We start from the raw sequence: 14,481 nt of genomic DNA, 5'->3' as shown, positions 1-14,481 counted from the left end.
GACCAGTCATGGGGCGTCATGCAGATCAGCGATCTTCCCTATCCGGACCCCGGGGTACCCGACGCCCGCTCCGGCCCCCGTTTCCTCTGGTGGCTGGGCAGGGGACAGCTCGGCGGTCAGGCCCGCAGCCTGGCCTGGGGGCTCCTGCACTTCTGCGGGGTCGCCGGACTTCCGTACGTGGTGGGCCAGGGCGTCGAGGCCGTCGTGGACCGCGACGGCGCGGGGCTGCTGTCGGCGGGCGGGCTGCTCCTGCTCGTCGGCGCGGCCATGGCGGTGGGTGACGCCATGCTCCACCGCACCGCCGTCACCAACTGGATCACCGCCGCCGCGCGGGTGCAGCAGCTGCTCGCCCGCAAGACCGCCGAACTGGGCTCCGCGCTGACCCGCCGGGTCGCGGCGGGAGAAGTGACGGCGGTTTCGACGGGCGACGTGGAGAAGATCGGATGGTTCGTGGAGGCGGTCTCCCGCTTCCTCGCCGCCGCCTTCGCGGTCGGCGCCATCTGCGTGGGCCTGCTGTTCTACGCGCCTTCCATCGGGGTGGTCGTCGCGGCGGGCGTGCCGGTGCTGGCCCTGTCGGTGCTGCCGCTGCTGCCGCGCGCCACCCGGCGCGCGGACCTCCAGCGCGAGAAGGCCGGCAAGGCCACCGAGCTGGCCTCCGACACGGTCGCGGGGCTGCGGGTACTGCGCGGCATCGGAGGTGAGGAGCTGTTCCTGGGCCGCTACCGCGAGGCCTCGCAGGAGGTCCGCGAGGCCGCCGTGCGCAGCGCCCGGATGTGGGCCCTGATCGCGGCGGTCCAGGTGCTGCTGCCGGGCGCCCTGATGGTGGCCGTCGTCTGGTACGGCGCGCTGCTCGTCCGGGACGGCCGGCTGGCGGTCGGCGAACTCGTGGCGGCCTTCAGCGCGGTGGCCACCATGCTCTATCCCCTGGGCCTCTTCCAGGAGATCGCGATGGCGTACTCCTTCTCGCGGCCCTCCGCCGCGCGGGCCGCCCGAGTGCTGTCGCTGACGCGTACGCAGGACGGGGCCGCTGTTCCCGCCGCCGGGCACGCGGCCGTTCCGGCGCCGGGTGGGGACCTGTACGACCCGGCGACGGGGCTGCTGGCTCCGGCCGGGCGGTTCACGGCGGTCGTGTGCGGGGACCCGGATCTCGCGGGGCGGCTCGCGGAGCGCCTGGGCGGGCACCCGGTGCACACCGGAGCCGGGGCGCCCTCGGCGCTGCTCGGCGGGGTCGCGCTGGACGAACTCGCGCTGGACGCGGCGCGTGCGCTGGTCCTCGTACAGGACAAGGATCCGGTGCTGCTGTCCGGGACGCTGCGCGAGCTGCTCGACGTACCGGCTTCGGGGGCGGTCACGGCCGGGGACGCGCTGGCCGCGGCGCAGTGCGGGGACGTCCTCGCGGCACTGCTGGAGTCGGCTCCCGAGGGGGTGGACGACGCGATGGACGCGCGGATCACCGAGCGCGGCCGGTCCCTGTCGGGCGGGCAGCGCCAGCGGCTCGCGCTGGCCAGGTCGCTGGTCACCGATCCCGAGGTGCTGGTGCTGGACGAGCCGACGTCCGCGGTGGACTCGCACACCGAGGCGCGGATCGCGGACGGCATCGCCGCCCTGCGCGCCGGGCGCACCACGGTGGTGCTGGCTTCCTCGCCGTTGCTGCTGGACCGCGCGGACCGGGTCGTCCTGGTCCACGAGGGCCGGGCGCTGGCGTCGGGCACCCACCGGGAACTGCTGCAGGGCGACCCGCGCTACCGGGCGGTCGTCACCCGGGAGACGGAAGAGGAACAGGGTGCGGCCGACCCCGGCACGGCCGGGCCGGCAGAGGAACTCACAGGAATCGAGGAATCCGCATGATCGGCGTCGCTCCGCCGCACTACGATCCGGCGGCCCCCGAGACGGCCGCGACCCTGCCCGTGGGCACGTCGGCGACCGTACGGGGCTACGTGCGCGGGCTGCTGCGGCGGCAGCGGCGCGCCTTCGTGGTGCTCGTGGCGGTCAACGCCGTCGCGGTGGTCGCCTCCATGGTCGGCCCCTACCTGCTGGGGCGGGTCGTGGACGACCTCGCGTCGGGGGTGCCCGAGGTGCACCTGGGGCGGGTGACGCTGCTGTTCGCGCTGGCGGTGGCCGCGCAGACCTGCTTCGTGCGGCTGGTGCGGCTGCGGGGGGCGATGCTCGGCGAGGAGATGCTGGCCGATCTGCGCGAGGACTTCCTGGTGCGCTCGGTCGGCCTGCCGCCGGGGGTTCTGGAGCGGGCCGGCACCGGTGACCTGCTGTCGCGGATCACCACCGACATCGACCGGCTGGGCAACGCCATGCGCGAGGCCGTGCCACAGCTGACGATCGGCGTGGTGTGGGCGGGGCTGCTCTACGGCGCGCTCGCGGTCACCGCGCCGCCGCTGGCGCTGGCCGCGCTGGTGGCGCTGCCCGTGCTGGTCGCCGGGTGCCGCTGGTACTTCCGGCGGGCGCCCTCGGCCTACCGTTCGGAGGCGGCCGGGTACGCGGCGGTGGCGGCGGCGCTGACCGAGACGGTCGACGCGGGCCGCACGGTCGAGGCGCACCGCCTGGGCGTGCGCCGGACCGAGCTGTCGGAGCGGCGGATCGTGGAGTGGACGGCCTGGGAGCGGTACACGCTGTTCCTGCGGACGGTCCTGTTCTCCGTCGTGAACGTCACCTTCGTCACCATCCTCGGCGCGGTGCTGATGATCGGCGGCTACTGCGTGCTGCGGGGCTGGATGTCGGTGGGCCGGCTGATCACGGGGGCGCTGCTGGCGCAGATGATGATCGACCCGATCGGGCTGATCCTGCGCTGGTACGACGAGTTGCAGATCGCCCAGGTGTCGCTGGCGCGGCTGGTGGGGGTGCGGGAGATCGAGCCGGACGCGGGTGACCGGGCGCTCGCCCCGCAGGGGCGGGACGTGCGGGCGCGGGAGGTGCGCTTCGGCTACCGGGAGGGCGTGGACGTCCTGCACCGGGTGTCGCTGTCCGTGCCGCCCGGTACCCGGATGGCGCTGGTGGGCCCTTCGGGAGCGGGCAAGTCCACGCTGGGCCGGCTGCTGGCGGGCATCTACGCGCCCCGGACCGGTGAGGTCACCCTCGGCGGGGCCCGGCTGTCGCGGATGCCCGCCGAGCGGGTCCGCGAGCACGTGGCGCTGGTCAACCAGGAGCACCACGTGTTCGTCGGCACCCTGCGGGACAACCTGCGCCTGGCCCGGACGGATGCTGCGGACGCCGAGCTGTGGGCGGCGCTGGGCGCGGTGGACGCAGACGGCTGGGCGCGGGCCCTGGAGTCGGGCCTGGACACCGAGGTCGGTTCGGGCGGGAGCGCGCTGACCCCGGCGCAGGCGCAGCAGGTCGCGCTGGCCCGGCTGGTGCTGGCGGATCCGCACACGCTGGTGCTGGACGAGGCGACCTCGCTGCTGGATCCGCGGGCGGCCCGGCATCTGGAGCGTTCGCTGGCGCGGGTGCTGGAGGGCCGGACGGTTATCGCGATCGCGCACCGGCTGCACACGGCGCACGACGCGGACGTGATCGCGGTGGTCGAGGCCGGGCGGATCAGCGAGCTGGGTTCGCACGAGGAGCTGGTGGCGGCGGACGGGGCCTACGCGGCCCTGTGGCGGTCCTGGCACGGATGACGGCCACCGCCCCGAGCGGCGCCCCGCCCGGGGCGGACCGGCCCTGCCGGGCGGCGGACGCTCGCGCGGACGGCCCGGGACGCGGCGGCCTGGCACGACTCGGCACGGGCGCCCCGACACGGGCGCCCCGGCGGGCACCCCGGGCGGCGGTCCCGGGCCCGAGTGGGCCCGGAGCCCCGAGGGGCGGGTTGTCAGATGAAGCCGAGGGCCGCGGCTCCGCCCATGCCCCCGAGCAGCATGAACACCGGCATGAGCACCTTCAGCTCGACCCAGCTGCCGGCGCGGAAGCGCAGCATCTTCGGCGGCCCCACCGGGTACCAGCGCTTGCCCGCGATGGGCAGCGGCCACAGGACCGGGCAGCCGGAGACGGTCAGCGCGTCTCCGATGTCGTGGACCAGCGCACCGAGCATGATCGGCAGGCCGAGCCAGAGGTACTCCTGGCCCGGCTCGGTGAAGAGCCAGCCCGCGCCGTTGCCCGGTTCGGCGAGCACCCCGGCGAGGATCCAGGCGCTGGTCGCGCCGAGCAGCCAGACCAGGATGTCGCTGGACATCCGGGCCGCCCGCCACAGGAGGCCTTCGACGGCCAGCACCAGGTGCACGAAGAGCAGCGCCAGCACGCCCCAGCGGTCGGCGGACGCCGCGAGCGCGGAGGATCCCGCGCCGACCAGGACCGCCCAGAGCCAGGTATGGGTCAGCGTGCGGTGGCCCCCGGTACGGCGGGCGTCGCGCGGTGAGCGGGTCGCCTTGTAGACGGCGTAGGAGATCTTGTCGACCACCTCGCACAGGCCCCGGGACAGGGGCCCGAAGGCGCGGGAGATCGTCGCCGACTTGTGGTCGAGGTCGGGGGCCAGGGCCGCTCCGGCGCAGATCAGGGCGCCGACGACCAGGACGGGCCAGGGCATCGGATGTCCGGCGGCCGCTGCCGCGGCGCCCACCCCCAGCCAGGCCGCAGCCCCCGACAGTGAGTGCGCCGGACCCATCATGCTCGTTCCCCGCCCCGGTTCTGTTGTGGTTGGGGCCCGGTGAAGGGATTCGCTCGGGCCGCCTCGACGGCCCAGCGTACCGGCGATGATCTTCCTCCCGTCCGCCGGTTCCCTCTTCCGGGGGGAAGCCAGGCAAGATGGGGGCGTGACCCTCATTGATCAGCTCCCGCCGACCGCCGACCCCGACGCCCTCTTCGAGGCTTTCTCCTCGTGGGCGGAGGACCAGGGCATCACCCTGTACCCGGCGCAGGAGGAGGCGCTGATCGAGGTCGTCTCCGGCGCGAACGTGGTCCTGTCGACCCCGACCGGCTCCGGCAAGAGCCTGGTGGCGGCCGGGGCGCACTTCACCGCGCTGGCCCAGGACAAGGTCACCTTCTACACCGCGCCGATCAAGGCGCTGGTGTCGGAGAAGTTCTTCGACCTGTGCAAGCTCTTCGGCACCGAGAACGTCGGCATGCTGACCGGTGACGCCTCGGTCAACGCCGACGCCCCGGTGATCTGCTGCACCGCCGAGGTGCTGGCCTCCATCGCGCTGCGCGACGGCAAGTACGCCGACATCGGCCAGGTCGTGATGGACGAGTTCCACTTCTACGCGGAGCCGGACCGCGGCTGGGCCTGGCAGATCCCGCTGCTGGAGCTGCCGCAGGCGCAGTTCGTCCTGATGTCGGCGACCCTCGGCGACGTGAAGCGGTTCGAGGACGACCTGACCCGCAGGACCGGCCGCCCGACCACCGTGGTGCGCTCCGCGACCCGGCCGGTCCCGCTCTCGTACGAGTACGTGACCACGCCGATCACCGACACCATCACCGAGCTGCTGGAGACCCGGCAGGCGCCCGTGTACATCGTGCACTTCACCCAGGCTCAGGCGGTCGAGCGGGCGCAGTCGCTGATGAGCATCAACATGTGCACCCGCGAGGAGAAGGACAAGATCGCGGAGCTGATCGGCAACTTCCGCTTCACCACGAAGTTCGGCCAGAACCTCTCCCGCTACGTCCGCCACGGCATCGGCGTGCACCACGCGGGCATGCTGCCCAAGTACCGGCGGCTCGTGGAGAAGCTGGCGCAGGCCGGCCTGCTGAAGGTCATCTGCGGCACCGACACCCTCGGCGTCGGCGTCAACGTCCCGATCCGCACGGTGCTGTTCACCGCGCTCACCAAGTACGACGGCAACCGCGTCCGCACGCTGCGCGCGCGGGAGTTCCACCAGATCGCCGGCCGGGCGGGCCGGGCCGGGTTCGACACGGCCGGGTTCGTGGTCGCGCAGGCGCCCGAGCACGTCATCGAGAACGAGAAGGCCCTCGCGAAGGCCGGTGACGACCCGAAGAAGCGCCGCAAGGTCGTCCGCAAGAAGGCCCCCGAAGGCTTCGTGGCCTGGTCGGACACCACCTTCGAGAAGCTGATCGCCGCCGACCCGGAGCCGCTGACCTCCCGCTTCAAGGTCACCAACATCATGCTGCTCTCGGTGATCGCCCGCCCGGGCGACGCCTTCAAGGCGATGCGCCACCTCCTGGAGGACAACCACGAGCCGCGCAAGGCCCAGCTGCGCCACATCCGCCGGGCCATCGCGATCTACCGGTCGCTGCTGGACGGCGGGGTCGTCGAGAAGCTCGACACCCCGGACGCCGAGGGACGCACCATCCGGCTCACCGTCGACCTCCAGCAGGACTTCGCGCTGAACCAGCCGCTGTCCACCTTCGCGCTGGCCGCCTTCGACCTGCTGGACCCGGAGTCCCCGTCCTACGCGCTGGACATGGTCTCCGTCGTGGAGTCCACGCTGGACGATCCGCGCCAGATCCTGGCGGCCCAGCAGAACAAGGAGCGGGGCATCGCGGTCGGTGCGATGAAGGCCGACGGGATCGAGTACGAGGAGCGGATGGAGCGCCTCCAGGAGGTCACGTATCCCAAGCCCCTCGAGGAACTGCTGGTCCACGCCTACGAGGTCTACAGCAAGAGCCACCCGTGGGTCCGCGACCACCCGGTCTCCCCGAAGTCGATCATCCGCGACATGTACGAGCGCGCGATGACCTTCACCGAGTTCACCTCCTTCTACGAGCTGGCCCGTACCGAGGGCATCGTGCTGCGCTACCTGGCGAGCGCGTACAAGGCGCTGGACCACACCATCCCCGACGACCTGAAGTCCGAGGACCTCGAAGACCTCATCGCCTGGCTGGGCGAACTGGTCCGCCAGGTCGACTCCAGCCTGCTGGACGAGTGGGAGCAGCTGGCGAACCCGGAGGTGGAGACGGCGGAGCAGGCCCAGGAGAAGGCCGACCAGGTCAAGCCGGTCACGGCCAACGCCCGCGCCTTCCGCGTGTTGGTCCGCAACGCCATGTTCCGCCGGGTCGAGCTGGCGGCCCTGGACCACGTCGGCCAGCTGGGTGAGCTGGACGCCGAGTCCGGCTGGGACGCCGACGCCTGGGGCGAGGCCATGGACGCGTACTGGGACGAGTACGACGACCTCGGCACGGGACCCGACGCGCGCGGCCCCAAGCTCCTGCAGATCGAGGAGGACCCGGCGCACGGCCTGTGGCGCGTCCGCCAGGCCTTCGCCGACCCCGACGGCGACCACGGCTGGGGCATCAGCGCCGAGGTCGACCTCGCCGCGTCCGACGAGGAGGGCCGGGCCGTCATCCGGGTCACCTCCGTCGGCGAGCTCGGCACCCCCTGACCGCACCTCACGAGCCACCGCCCCGGGCGGCCCCGCCCGGCCCGCCGGACCCGACAGTGGAGAACCTGTGATGACGAACCCCGCCGAGAGACTGGTCGATCTGCTCGACCTGGAGCAGATCGAGGTCAACATCTTCCGGGGGGCCAGCCCCCAGGAGTCCCTCCAGCGCGTGTTCGGCGGCCAGGTCGCCGGCCAGGCGCTGGTGGCCGCCGGCCGGACCACCGAGAGCGACCGGCCGGTCCACTCGCTGCACGCGTACTTCCTGCGCCCGGGCATCCCCGGGGTCCCGATCGTGTACCAGGTGGAGCGGGTGCGCGACGGGCGCTCCTTCACCACGCGCCGGGTCACCGCCGTCCAGCAGGGCAAGACCATCTTCAACCTGACCGCCTCCTTCCATCACCCGGAGGAGGGCGGCATCGAGCACCAGCTGCCTCCCCGCCTCGACTTCCCCCACCCGGACACGCTCCCGAAGGTCGTGGACGAGATCCGCGAGCACCTGGGCGCGCTGCCCGAGGCGCTGGAGCGGATGGCCCGTCGCCAGCCCTTCGACATCCGGTACGTGGACCGGCTCCGCTGGACCCCCGAGGACCTCAAGGACGCCGATCCGCGCAGCGCGGTGTGGATGCGGGCGGTCGGCCCGCTCGGCGACGACCCCCTCGTGCACACCTGCGCCCTCACCTACGCCAGTGACATGACCCTCCTGGACGCCGTGCGCATCCCCGTGGAACCGCTGTGGGGCATGCGCGGTTTCGACATGGCCTCCCTGGACCACGCCATGTGGTTCCACCGGCCGTTCCGTGCGGACGAGTGGTTCCTGTACGACCAGGAGTCGCCCATCGCGCACGGCGGCCGTGGTCTGGCCCGCGGCCGCATCTACGACGTGGAGGGCAGGCTGCTGGTCTCCGTGGTCCAGGAGGGCCTCTTCCGCCCGTACCCGGCCGAGAAGTCCACGCCCGCCGTCTCGCCCCAGTAGCGGCCGGAGCGCCGCACCTCCTCCCCGCCCTCCTCACCGAAGAGCTGATCGCACCGATGCCCACCCCGGCCCTCCCCTGCCCCTGCGGGCTGCCCGCCGCCTACCCGGACTGCTGCGGCCGCTTCCACTCGGGCGCCGGGCAGGCGCCCACCGCCGAGCTGCTGATGCGTTCCCGCTTCAGCGCCTTCGCGGTCGGCGACACCGCCTACCTCCTGCGCTCCTGGCACTCCTCGACGCGTCCGGGCCGGCTCGACCTGGATCCGGAGCAGCGCTGGGAGCGCCTGGAGATCCTGGACACCGAACGCGGCGGGATGTTCGAGACGCAGGGGTCGGTGGAGTTCCGCGCCCACTACCGCGAGGGCGGCCACACCGGCTCGCTGCACGAGCACAGCTCCTTCTCCCGCGAAGGGGGAGCCTGGGTCTACGTCGGCCCCCTCTCCCCCGTCGAGTTCGACTGATCCCGCGCGCCGGTCAGGGCGAAGTCCAGGCTGGCGCGGTACCAGTGGACCTCCTCCGGCGGCTCCGCCCGCAGCAGCCGTCCCGCGACCTCCGCGGCCGCCGGCACCTGCGGGTGGCCGTAGGGCGGGGGCGGCGCGAGGGCGGCGAGCACGATGCGCTCCGCCGGGTCGGGCACGGCCGCCCGTACTTCCTCCTCGGGGAGGACGGAGGCCAGTACGGCCGCCCGCTCCCAGGGGTCGGCGGTGCCTCTGAGCAGGAGCCCCACATGCCGCCCCCGCCACCTGCGCGGCCTCAGGTCCGCCCCGGCCGCCATCAGCTCCCGGTCGGGCGGCGGCGCGGCCCCCGCCAGCATCCCCGGCTCCCGGGCCGCGAACTCCCGCAGCTCCGCGGCCAGATAGAGCCAGACGACGGCCCGGTAGCGGTTGATCCGGTAGCCGACGGGCGTGAGGTGCCCGCAGCGCGCGAGCCGGGTGAACCGGCTCGGCCCGACCTCCAGCACCCGCGCCCCCGCGTCGGTGCCGGCCACGGTTTCGATCCGCGTGCGCAGCGCCTGCGGGAAGCCCTCCTCCGCCTTGACCCGGTCCAGCTCGTCCCGGGTGAAGCGGGCGGTTCCGCTCGCGGCCCGGGGGGCCGGGCGTACCAGTCCCAGCTGGACGGCCCGGGCGAACTCGCTGCGGCTCAGCCCCAGTTCCTCTGCCGCGCGGATTCCGCTCAGCGGCGTCTGCTGCGGCGGCGCCTCCGCCCGTGGGTCCAGTCGTACGCCCCGGTCCGCGACGCCCGCGCTCGCGTCCCCGCCCACGGACGCCCGCTCCAGCATGTCCACCTTCATCACAGTCCTCCCCCACGAGTGGCGATCACTCTGTGTGAAGACCGTAACCGGGCGTGACGACAGTGCGCGAGGCCTGTGGATAACTTCCCGTCCCGGCCGGAGGTCAGCCCGACCGGAGCGGCCGTCAGCCCCCGGTGATCCGCCGCTCCGCGACGCCCAGGTGCTCCCCGACCCGGTTGACCAGCAGCGTCATCTCGTACGCCACCTGCACGATGTCCGCCTCCGCGGCGCTGAGCGCGCACAGGCAGCTGCCCGAGCCGGCCGCCACGACGAAGAGGAACCCCTCGTCGTACTCGACCATCGTCTGGCGGACCTCACCCGCCCGGAAGTGCCGCCCGGAGCCCTTCGCCAGGCTCTGCAGGCCGGCCGCGACCGCCGCCAGGTGCTCCGCGTCCTCGCGCGCCAGCCCGGCGCTCGCCGCCGTGACGAGCCCGTCGTTCGACAGGACCACCGCGTGCCGGACCTGCGGGACCCTGCGGGTCAGATCGTCCAGCAACCAGTCGAGCTGCTTGTCCAGTGCCATTTCCAGCCCCTCCCCGTTGACCCGGCCGACGTGGCCGCGCCCCACCCCGTTCGGTCGTGCCGCAAGCCTTGCCCACCAGGGGCTTTCCGGCAAGGAGGACGGACGCTTGGCCCGGAAGATGACTCAAGAGGACTGGCGTGCGTTCCTCCCCCGCTCCGCCGGCGCCGGAAAGCCGTCCGCGCCCCGCGAGGACGGAAGCGCGCACATCGCTCCCATCCGGTCCGTTCCCGGCGGGGATTCCCCCCTCTCCGGCACCGGCGGGAACACCGTCAAGGGGCGGAATCCGGCCCCCTACGGCCGGGTCGCACCCCACGGCTGCGCGGTGCGCGGGCCGCCCTCGCCGGCGGGCGTCCCTCGCCGCCGCCGGGGCGGACTACGGTCCCACCGAGTCGAGCAGCCGCGCGGTGTGCACCCGCCCGGCGTACTCCACCAGCCGGATCAGCACTTCCTTCCCCGAGTCCTTGTCCCGCGCGTCGCACAGCACCACCGGCGTCCCCTGCTCCAGGTCCAGCGCCCGGGACACCTCGTCCGAACCGTAACCGCGGGCTCCGGCGAAGCAGTTGACGGCGACCACGAAGGGGATGCGCCGGTGCTCGAAGTAGTCCACCGCCGGAAAGCAGTCCTCCAGCCTCCGGGTGTCGGCGAGCACGACCGCCCCCAGCGCGCCCTGCGCGAGCTCGTCCCACAGGAACCAGAACCGGTCCTGGCCCGGCGTCCCGAACAGGTAGAGCGACAGGCCCTCCCGGATGGTGATCCGCCCGAAGTCCATCGCCACCGTGGTCGTGGTCTTCTGGTCCACCCCTCCCGTGTCGTCGACCAGTTCGCCCGCCTCGCTCAGCGACTCCTCCGTCCGCAGCGGTTTGATCTCACTGACCGCGCCCACCAGCGTGGTCTTGCCGACCCCGAAGCCGCCGGCCACCAGGATCTTCAGGGCGAGCGCGGCGAGTTCCTCCTCGGCGCCGGGCCCGGCCGCGGAACCTCCGGTCTCCGCCGTGCCGTTGTCGTGCAGTCCCATCACAGCGCTCGCAATCCCTCGATGACTTCCCGCAGAATCCGCTCGTCCGGGAGCCGGGCGGGCGGCACCGGCCGGCTGACCTTGACGTGTCCCGCCTCCAGCAGGTCGCCCAGCAGCACCCGCACCACCCCCACCGGAAGGTCGGCCTCCGCCGCGAGCTCCGCGACCGACTGGGTCTCGGCGCGGCAGAGCCCGAGCAGGGCCCGGTGCTCCGGGCCGAGCAGCGCCTCGTCCCCCGCGCCGGCCGCCTCCGGATCCACCACCACCAGGGCGATCAGGTCGAACCGGACCCCGTGGGGGCCCGGCTTCGTACGCCCTCCGGTCATGGCGTACGGGCGCACGAGCGGGCCCGCCTCGGCGTCGTACCACTGGCCGCCCACGTCCCGGACCGCCGCTCTCACCCGGCGGCCGGCGGGTGGGCCGCGAACCGGGGCGGCGTGTACAGGTGCTCGCCGACCCGCTTGACCAGCCGGGCCATCTCGTACGCGATCAGCCCGACGTCGGCGCCGGCGGAACTGAGGACGGCCAGGCAGGAGCCTTCCCCGGCGGCGGCGACGAAGAGGAACCCCTCGTCCATCTCGACCATCGTCTGGCGTACGCCCCCGGCGTGGAAGTGCCGGCCCGCGCCCTTGGCGAGGCTGTGGAAGCCGGAGGCGACCGCCGCGAGGTGCTCGGCGTCCTCCCGGCTCAGCGCACTGGAGGAACCCACCGGCAGACCGTCGTTGGACAGGACCACCGCGTGCCGGACCTCGCGGACGCGCAGGACGAGGTCGTCGAGCAGCCAGTCCAGTTCGCCGGATCTGCGGCCGCCCCCGGGGGCGGCCCTGTGGTGTTCGGTCATCACGCTTCTCCTTCGCTGCCTGCGTGGGGGGACTCGTCCCGGGCGCCGCGCGCCCACCCGGCCCGGTAGGCGGCCATCCGCTCCCGCGCCTGCTCCGGGCTGCGGGCCGCGGTCGCGGGGTCCCCCGGGGGCCGGGGACCCGGCGGGGCCTCGGCGGCGGGTGCCTCGCGCAGCTGCGGGACCAGGCTGGCCTGGCGTACGCGTCGCGGCAGTTCGGTGACGGAGGCGCCGGGAACGGCCGGTGCCGGTGCCGGGACGGTACGGATGACCGCGCCCCCGGCGCCGCGCGGCCGCAGCGGCGCCACCGCGGCGGCGGGCGCCTGCGGCCCGGGACCGGCCTGCGGCTCGGGGTCGGCGTGCGGCCCGGGGGCGGCGGGCGGCCCGGGGGCGGGGGTCGGCGGGGCCTCGATCGCCCCCTGGAGGAGGGAGTTGGGCAGCAGCACCACGGCGGTGGTCCCCCCGTACGGCGAGGGCCGCAGATGCACCTGGATCCCGTGGCGGGCGGAGAGCCGGCTGACCACGAACAGGCCGAGGCGGTCGCTGTCGAAGAGGTCGAGGTCCTCGCAGTGCTCGATGCGGCGGTTGGCCTCCGCGAGCGCCTCACGGCCCATGCCGAGCCCGCGGTCCTCGACCTCCAGGACGTAGCCGGCACCGACGGGTTCGCCGCTGACCCGGACCTTGGTGTGCGGCGGGGAGAACTGGGCGGCGTTCTCTATCAGTTCGGCGAGCAGGTGCGTGAGGTCCGCGACCGATCCGCCGGCCACGGCGGCCTCGGCGAGCCGGCTGACCTCCACGCGCGGGTAGTCCTCGATCTCGGAGACGGCGGCGCGCACGACGTTCGTCAGCGGGACCGGCGTCCGCCAGGCCCGGCCCGGGGCGGCACCCGAGAGGATGATCAGGCTCTCCGCGTGGCGGCGCATCCGCGTCGTGAGGTGGTCGAGCCGGAAGAGGTCGCCGAGTTCGCCCGGGTCGTCGGCGCGGCGCTCCATCGAGTCGAGGAGGCTGAGCTGCTTGTGCACCAGGACCTGGCTGCGGCGGGCGAGGTTGACGAAGACCCCGCTCACCCCGCCGGCGAGTTCGGCGCGCTCGACGGCGGCGCCGAGGGCGGCCCGGTGGACGGTGGACAGGGCCTCGCCGACCTGGGCGATCTCGTCCTGCGCGGGCGGCCCGGGCGGCGCCTCGGCGTCGATGTCGATGTCCTCGGGGCGCCCGGCCCGCAGCCGTTCCATGGCCTGCGGCAGCTTGTGCCGGGCGATCTCCAGGGCGGTGTCGCGCAGCGACACCAGCTCCACCACCAGGGCGCGGCCGATGCGTACGGAGATCACCAGCGAGGTGGCCACCGCCGCCAGCCCGAGCAGGACGGCGGCGCCGGCCGGGCTGAGCGCGCCTTCGGCGAGCGGACCGGACCGCCCGGCGGCACGGGCGTGCGCGGCCTGCCGGATCTCGCGCATCGAGCCGCTCACGCCGGCATAGGCGGCGTCCCACCCGGCGGGCGGGCCATGGGCCTCGCGCGGGGACGACGCAGCCGCCGAGGCGGCCGCGGAAGCCGCGGCGGAGGTCGCGGCGGCGGGGACCGGCGCGGCCGGGGCTGCGGCCAGCGCCTTGTCCTCGGCGGCGGTGAGGTCGGCGTAGGAGGCGCTCTTCGACACGGACTCCCACGCGGCCCGCTGGTCCGCCGGCAGGTCCCGGGCGGTGGCGGCGGTAAGGGTCCGGCGGCTCTCCACGGCGCCGGTCAGGCGGCGCAGCGCCTCGGCGGTGCGCGGGCCGGGCAGGGCGAGCAGCGCGTCCTCGCGGGACAGCAGCTCAGCGGCCCGGGTGAACTCCAGCAGGACCCGGGCTTCCGGGCCGAGTTCGGCGTCGGAGCCGCCGGAGAGGGCGCCCTCGGCGGCGAGGGCGGCGTCGGCCGCGCGGGTGTACGCCTCGTAGGCCCCGTCCGGGGTGGCGCGGCGGGCGGCGATGTCCTTGCGGGCGGAGCCGAGCGCCTGCACGTCGGCGACGAAGGCGCCGAGCCGCACGGCCGTGTCGGAGCGGTACTCGCCGGAGTCGGCGACGGTGTGCCGGTCGCCGAGGCGCAGCCGGCGTACGGCCTCGTCGGTGCGCCGGGACTGCTGCTCGAGGGCGGCCGCCTCTCCGGACGCGGCGTCGGCCAGGAAGCGGACGGCGGCCCGGCGCTCGGCCTGGATCTCCGTGAGGGCGGCGGCGAGGGGGGTGCGTATCTCCGCGTCGGCCTGGCGGATGCGGCCGAGCCGGGCCATCTCCTGGGCGGTGCTGACGGTGGCGAAGCCCCAGAGGGCGAGCAGGGAGACGACCGGGACCATCAGCAGCGAGACGATCTTCGCGCGGACGGTGGCGGGCCGCAGCCGGGCCCACGGTCCGGTCGGGCCGCCGGCGCCCCCGGCGGGGACGGGCCGGGGGGACGCGGGTTCCCGGGGTTCCGCCGCGGGGGGACCGGCGTGCGCGCGGCGGCCGCGCGACGGCGGCGGCGGCGCGGGGAGCCGCGGCGCCGCTGCTGCCGGTCTGGTGCGGGGTGTGCGCATGGGCTCCTCGTTCCGGGGCGGTGCGGG

12 protein-coding genes are annotated in these 14,481 nt (G+C 74.4%); 5 read left to right on the top strand and 7 right to left on the bottom strand.

All coding sequences use genetic code 11. The features are described from left to right. Positions 1-18: 18 nt before the first annotated feature. Entirely contained in the window at positions 19-1,848 is a 1,830-nt protein-coding gene (locus tag ACZ501_RS15720; protein ID WP_468795784.1) for an ABC transporter transmembrane domain-containing protein, read from the top strand. After that, a complete protein-coding gene (locus tag ACZ501_RS15715) occupies positions 1,845-3,626 on the top strand; it encodes an ABC transporter ATP-binding protein (RefSeq protein ID WP_468795781.1) in 1,782 nt (593 codons plus the stop codon). The genes ACZ501_RS15720 and ACZ501_RS15715 overlap by 4 nt, the downstream gene beginning before the upstream one ends. Before the next feature lie 191 nt (positions 3,627-3,817). Here the strand turns inward: ACZ501_RS15715 and ACZ501_RS15710 are convergent, their stop codons facing one another. Beyond that, complete coding sequence (locus ACZ501_RS15710) at positions 3,818-4,609, bottom strand: metal-dependent hydrolase (RefSeq protein WP_362466434.1); 792 nt, start codon at positions 4,607-4,609, stop codon at positions 3,818-3,820. 85 nt (positions 4,610-4,694) lie between these two features. Here ACZ501_RS15710 and ACZ501_RS15705 point away from each other — a divergent pair, with 85 nt between their 5' ends. The 3 genes from ACZ501_RS15705 to ACZ501_RS15695 all read left to right on the top strand — a co-directional run bounded on the left by ACZ501_RS15705 (position 4,695) and on the right by ACZ501_RS15695 (position 8,708). Continuing rightward, a complete protein-coding gene (locus tag ACZ501_RS15705; protein ID WP_361609960.1) occupies positions 4,695-7,277 on the top strand; it encodes a DEAD/DEAH box helicase in 2,583 nt (860 codons plus the stop codon). A gap of 70 nt (positions 7,278-7,347) precedes the next feature. Continuing rightward, entirely contained in the window at positions 7,348-8,250 is a 903-nt protein-coding gene (locus ACZ501_RS15700; RefSeq protein ID WP_361609961.1) for an acyl-CoA thioesterase, read from the top strand. A 56-nt stretch (positions 8,251-8,306) separates the two neighbouring features. After that, positions 8,307-8,708, top strand: coding sequence for a YchJ family protein (locus ACZ501_RS15695; protein WP_361609962.1), 402 nt, complete (start codon positions 8,307-8,309; stop codon positions 8,706-8,708). On the opposite strand, the gene ACZ501_RS15690 is transcribed toward ACZ501_RS15695, so the two are convergent. From ACZ501_RS15690 to ACZ501_RS15665, 6 genes are all read right to left on the bottom strand, one after another. Beyond that, positions 8,672-9,538 (bottom strand): DUF6397 family protein, encoded by an 867-nt coding sequence (locus tag ACZ501_RS15690; protein ID WP_468795778.1) that lies wholly within the window; start codon positions 9,536-9,538, stop codon positions 8,672-8,674. The two genes, ACZ501_RS15695 and ACZ501_RS15690, sit on opposite strands and share 37 nt — an antisense overlap. Before the next feature lie 124 nt (positions 9,539-9,662). Continuing rightward, entirely contained in the window at positions 9,663-10,061 is a 399-nt protein-coding gene (locus ACZ501_RS15685; protein ID WP_351826093.1) for a roadblock/LC7 domain-containing protein, read from the bottom strand. Between the two features lie 373 nt (positions 10,062-10,434). Continuing rightward, positions 10,435-11,076, bottom strand: coding sequence for a GTP-binding protein (locus tag ACZ501_RS15680; protein WP_361609964.1), 642 nt, complete (start codon positions 11,074-11,076; stop codon positions 10,435-10,437). Next, complete coding sequence (locus ACZ501_RS15675; protein WP_361609965.1) at positions 11,076-11,477, bottom strand: DUF742 domain-containing protein; 402 nt, start codon at positions 11,475-11,477, stop codon at positions 11,076-11,078. Before ACZ501_RS15675 ends, ACZ501_RS15680 begins: the two co-directional genes overlap by 1 nt. Then, entirely contained in the window at positions 11,474-11,917 is a 444-nt protein-coding gene (locus ACZ501_RS15670) for a roadblock/LC7 domain-containing protein (RefSeq protein ID WP_361609966.1), read from the bottom strand. The genes ACZ501_RS15675 and ACZ501_RS15670 overlap by 4 nt, the downstream gene beginning before the upstream one ends. Further along, positions 11,917-14,454: a sensor histidine kinase gene (locus tag ACZ501_RS15665; RefSeq protein WP_468795775.1), complete on the bottom strand. Its 2,538-nt coding sequence runs from the start codon at positions 14,452-14,454 to the stop codon at positions 11,917-11,919. The genes ACZ501_RS15670 and ACZ501_RS15665 overlap by 1 nt, the downstream gene beginning before the upstream one ends. Positions 14,455-14,481: the final 27 nt, after the last annotated feature.

This window comes from Streptomyces sp. NPDC034085, from assembly GCF_055575555.1.
Note: the sequence above shows the minus strand (reverse complement) of the source record. Positions and strands in the feature narration are given on the sequence as shown.

What these genes read in the sequence shown, in the direction of transcription:
- ACZ501_RS15720 (WP_468795784.1), top strand. Translation starts at nt 19, where the DNA reads ATGCAGATCAGCGATCTTCCCTATCCGGACCCCGGGGTACCCGACGCC.
- ACZ501_RS15715 (WP_468795781.1), top strand. Translation starts at nt 1,845, where the DNA reads ATGATCGGCGTCGCTCCGCCGCACTACGATCCGGCGGCCCCCGAGACG.
- ACZ501_RS15710 (WP_362466434.1), bottom strand. Translation starts at nt 4,609, where the DNA reads ATGATGGGTCCGGCGCACTCACTGTCGGGGGCTGCGGCCTGGCTGGGG.
- ACZ501_RS15705 (WP_361609960.1), top strand. Translation starts at nt 4,695, where the DNA reads ATGATCTTCCTCCCGTCCGCCGGTTCCCTCTTCCGGGGGGAAGCCAGG.
- ACZ501_RS15700 (WP_361609961.1), top strand. Translation starts at nt 7,348, where the DNA reads ATGACGAACCCCGCCGAGAGACTGGTCGATCTGCTCGACCTGGAGCAG.
- ACZ501_RS15695 (WP_361609962.1), top strand. Translation starts at nt 8,307, where the DNA reads ATGCCCACCCCGGCCCTCCCCTGCCCCTGCGGGCTGCCCGCCGCCTAC.
- ACZ501_RS15690 (WP_468795778.1), bottom strand. Translation starts at nt 9,538, where the DNA reads ATGAAGGTGGACATGCTGGAGCGGGCGTCCGTGGGCGGGGACGCGAGC.
- ACZ501_RS15685 (WP_351826093.1), bottom strand. Translation starts at nt 10,061, where the DNA reads ATGGCACTGGACAAGCAGCTCGACTGGTTGCTGGACGATCTGACCCGC.
- ACZ501_RS15680 (WP_361609964.1), bottom strand. Translation starts at nt 11,076, where the DNA reads ATGGGACTGCACGACAACGGCACGGCGGAGACCGGAGGTTCCGCGGCC.
- ACZ501_RS15670 (WP_361609966.1), bottom strand. Translation starts at nt 11,917, where the DNA reads ATGACCGAACACCACAGGGCCGCCCCCGGGGGCGGCCGCAGATCCGGC.
- ACZ501_RS15665 (WP_468795775.1), bottom strand. Translation starts at nt 14,454, where the DNA reads ATGCGCACACCCCGCACCAGACCGGCAGCAGCGGCGCCGCGGCTCCCC.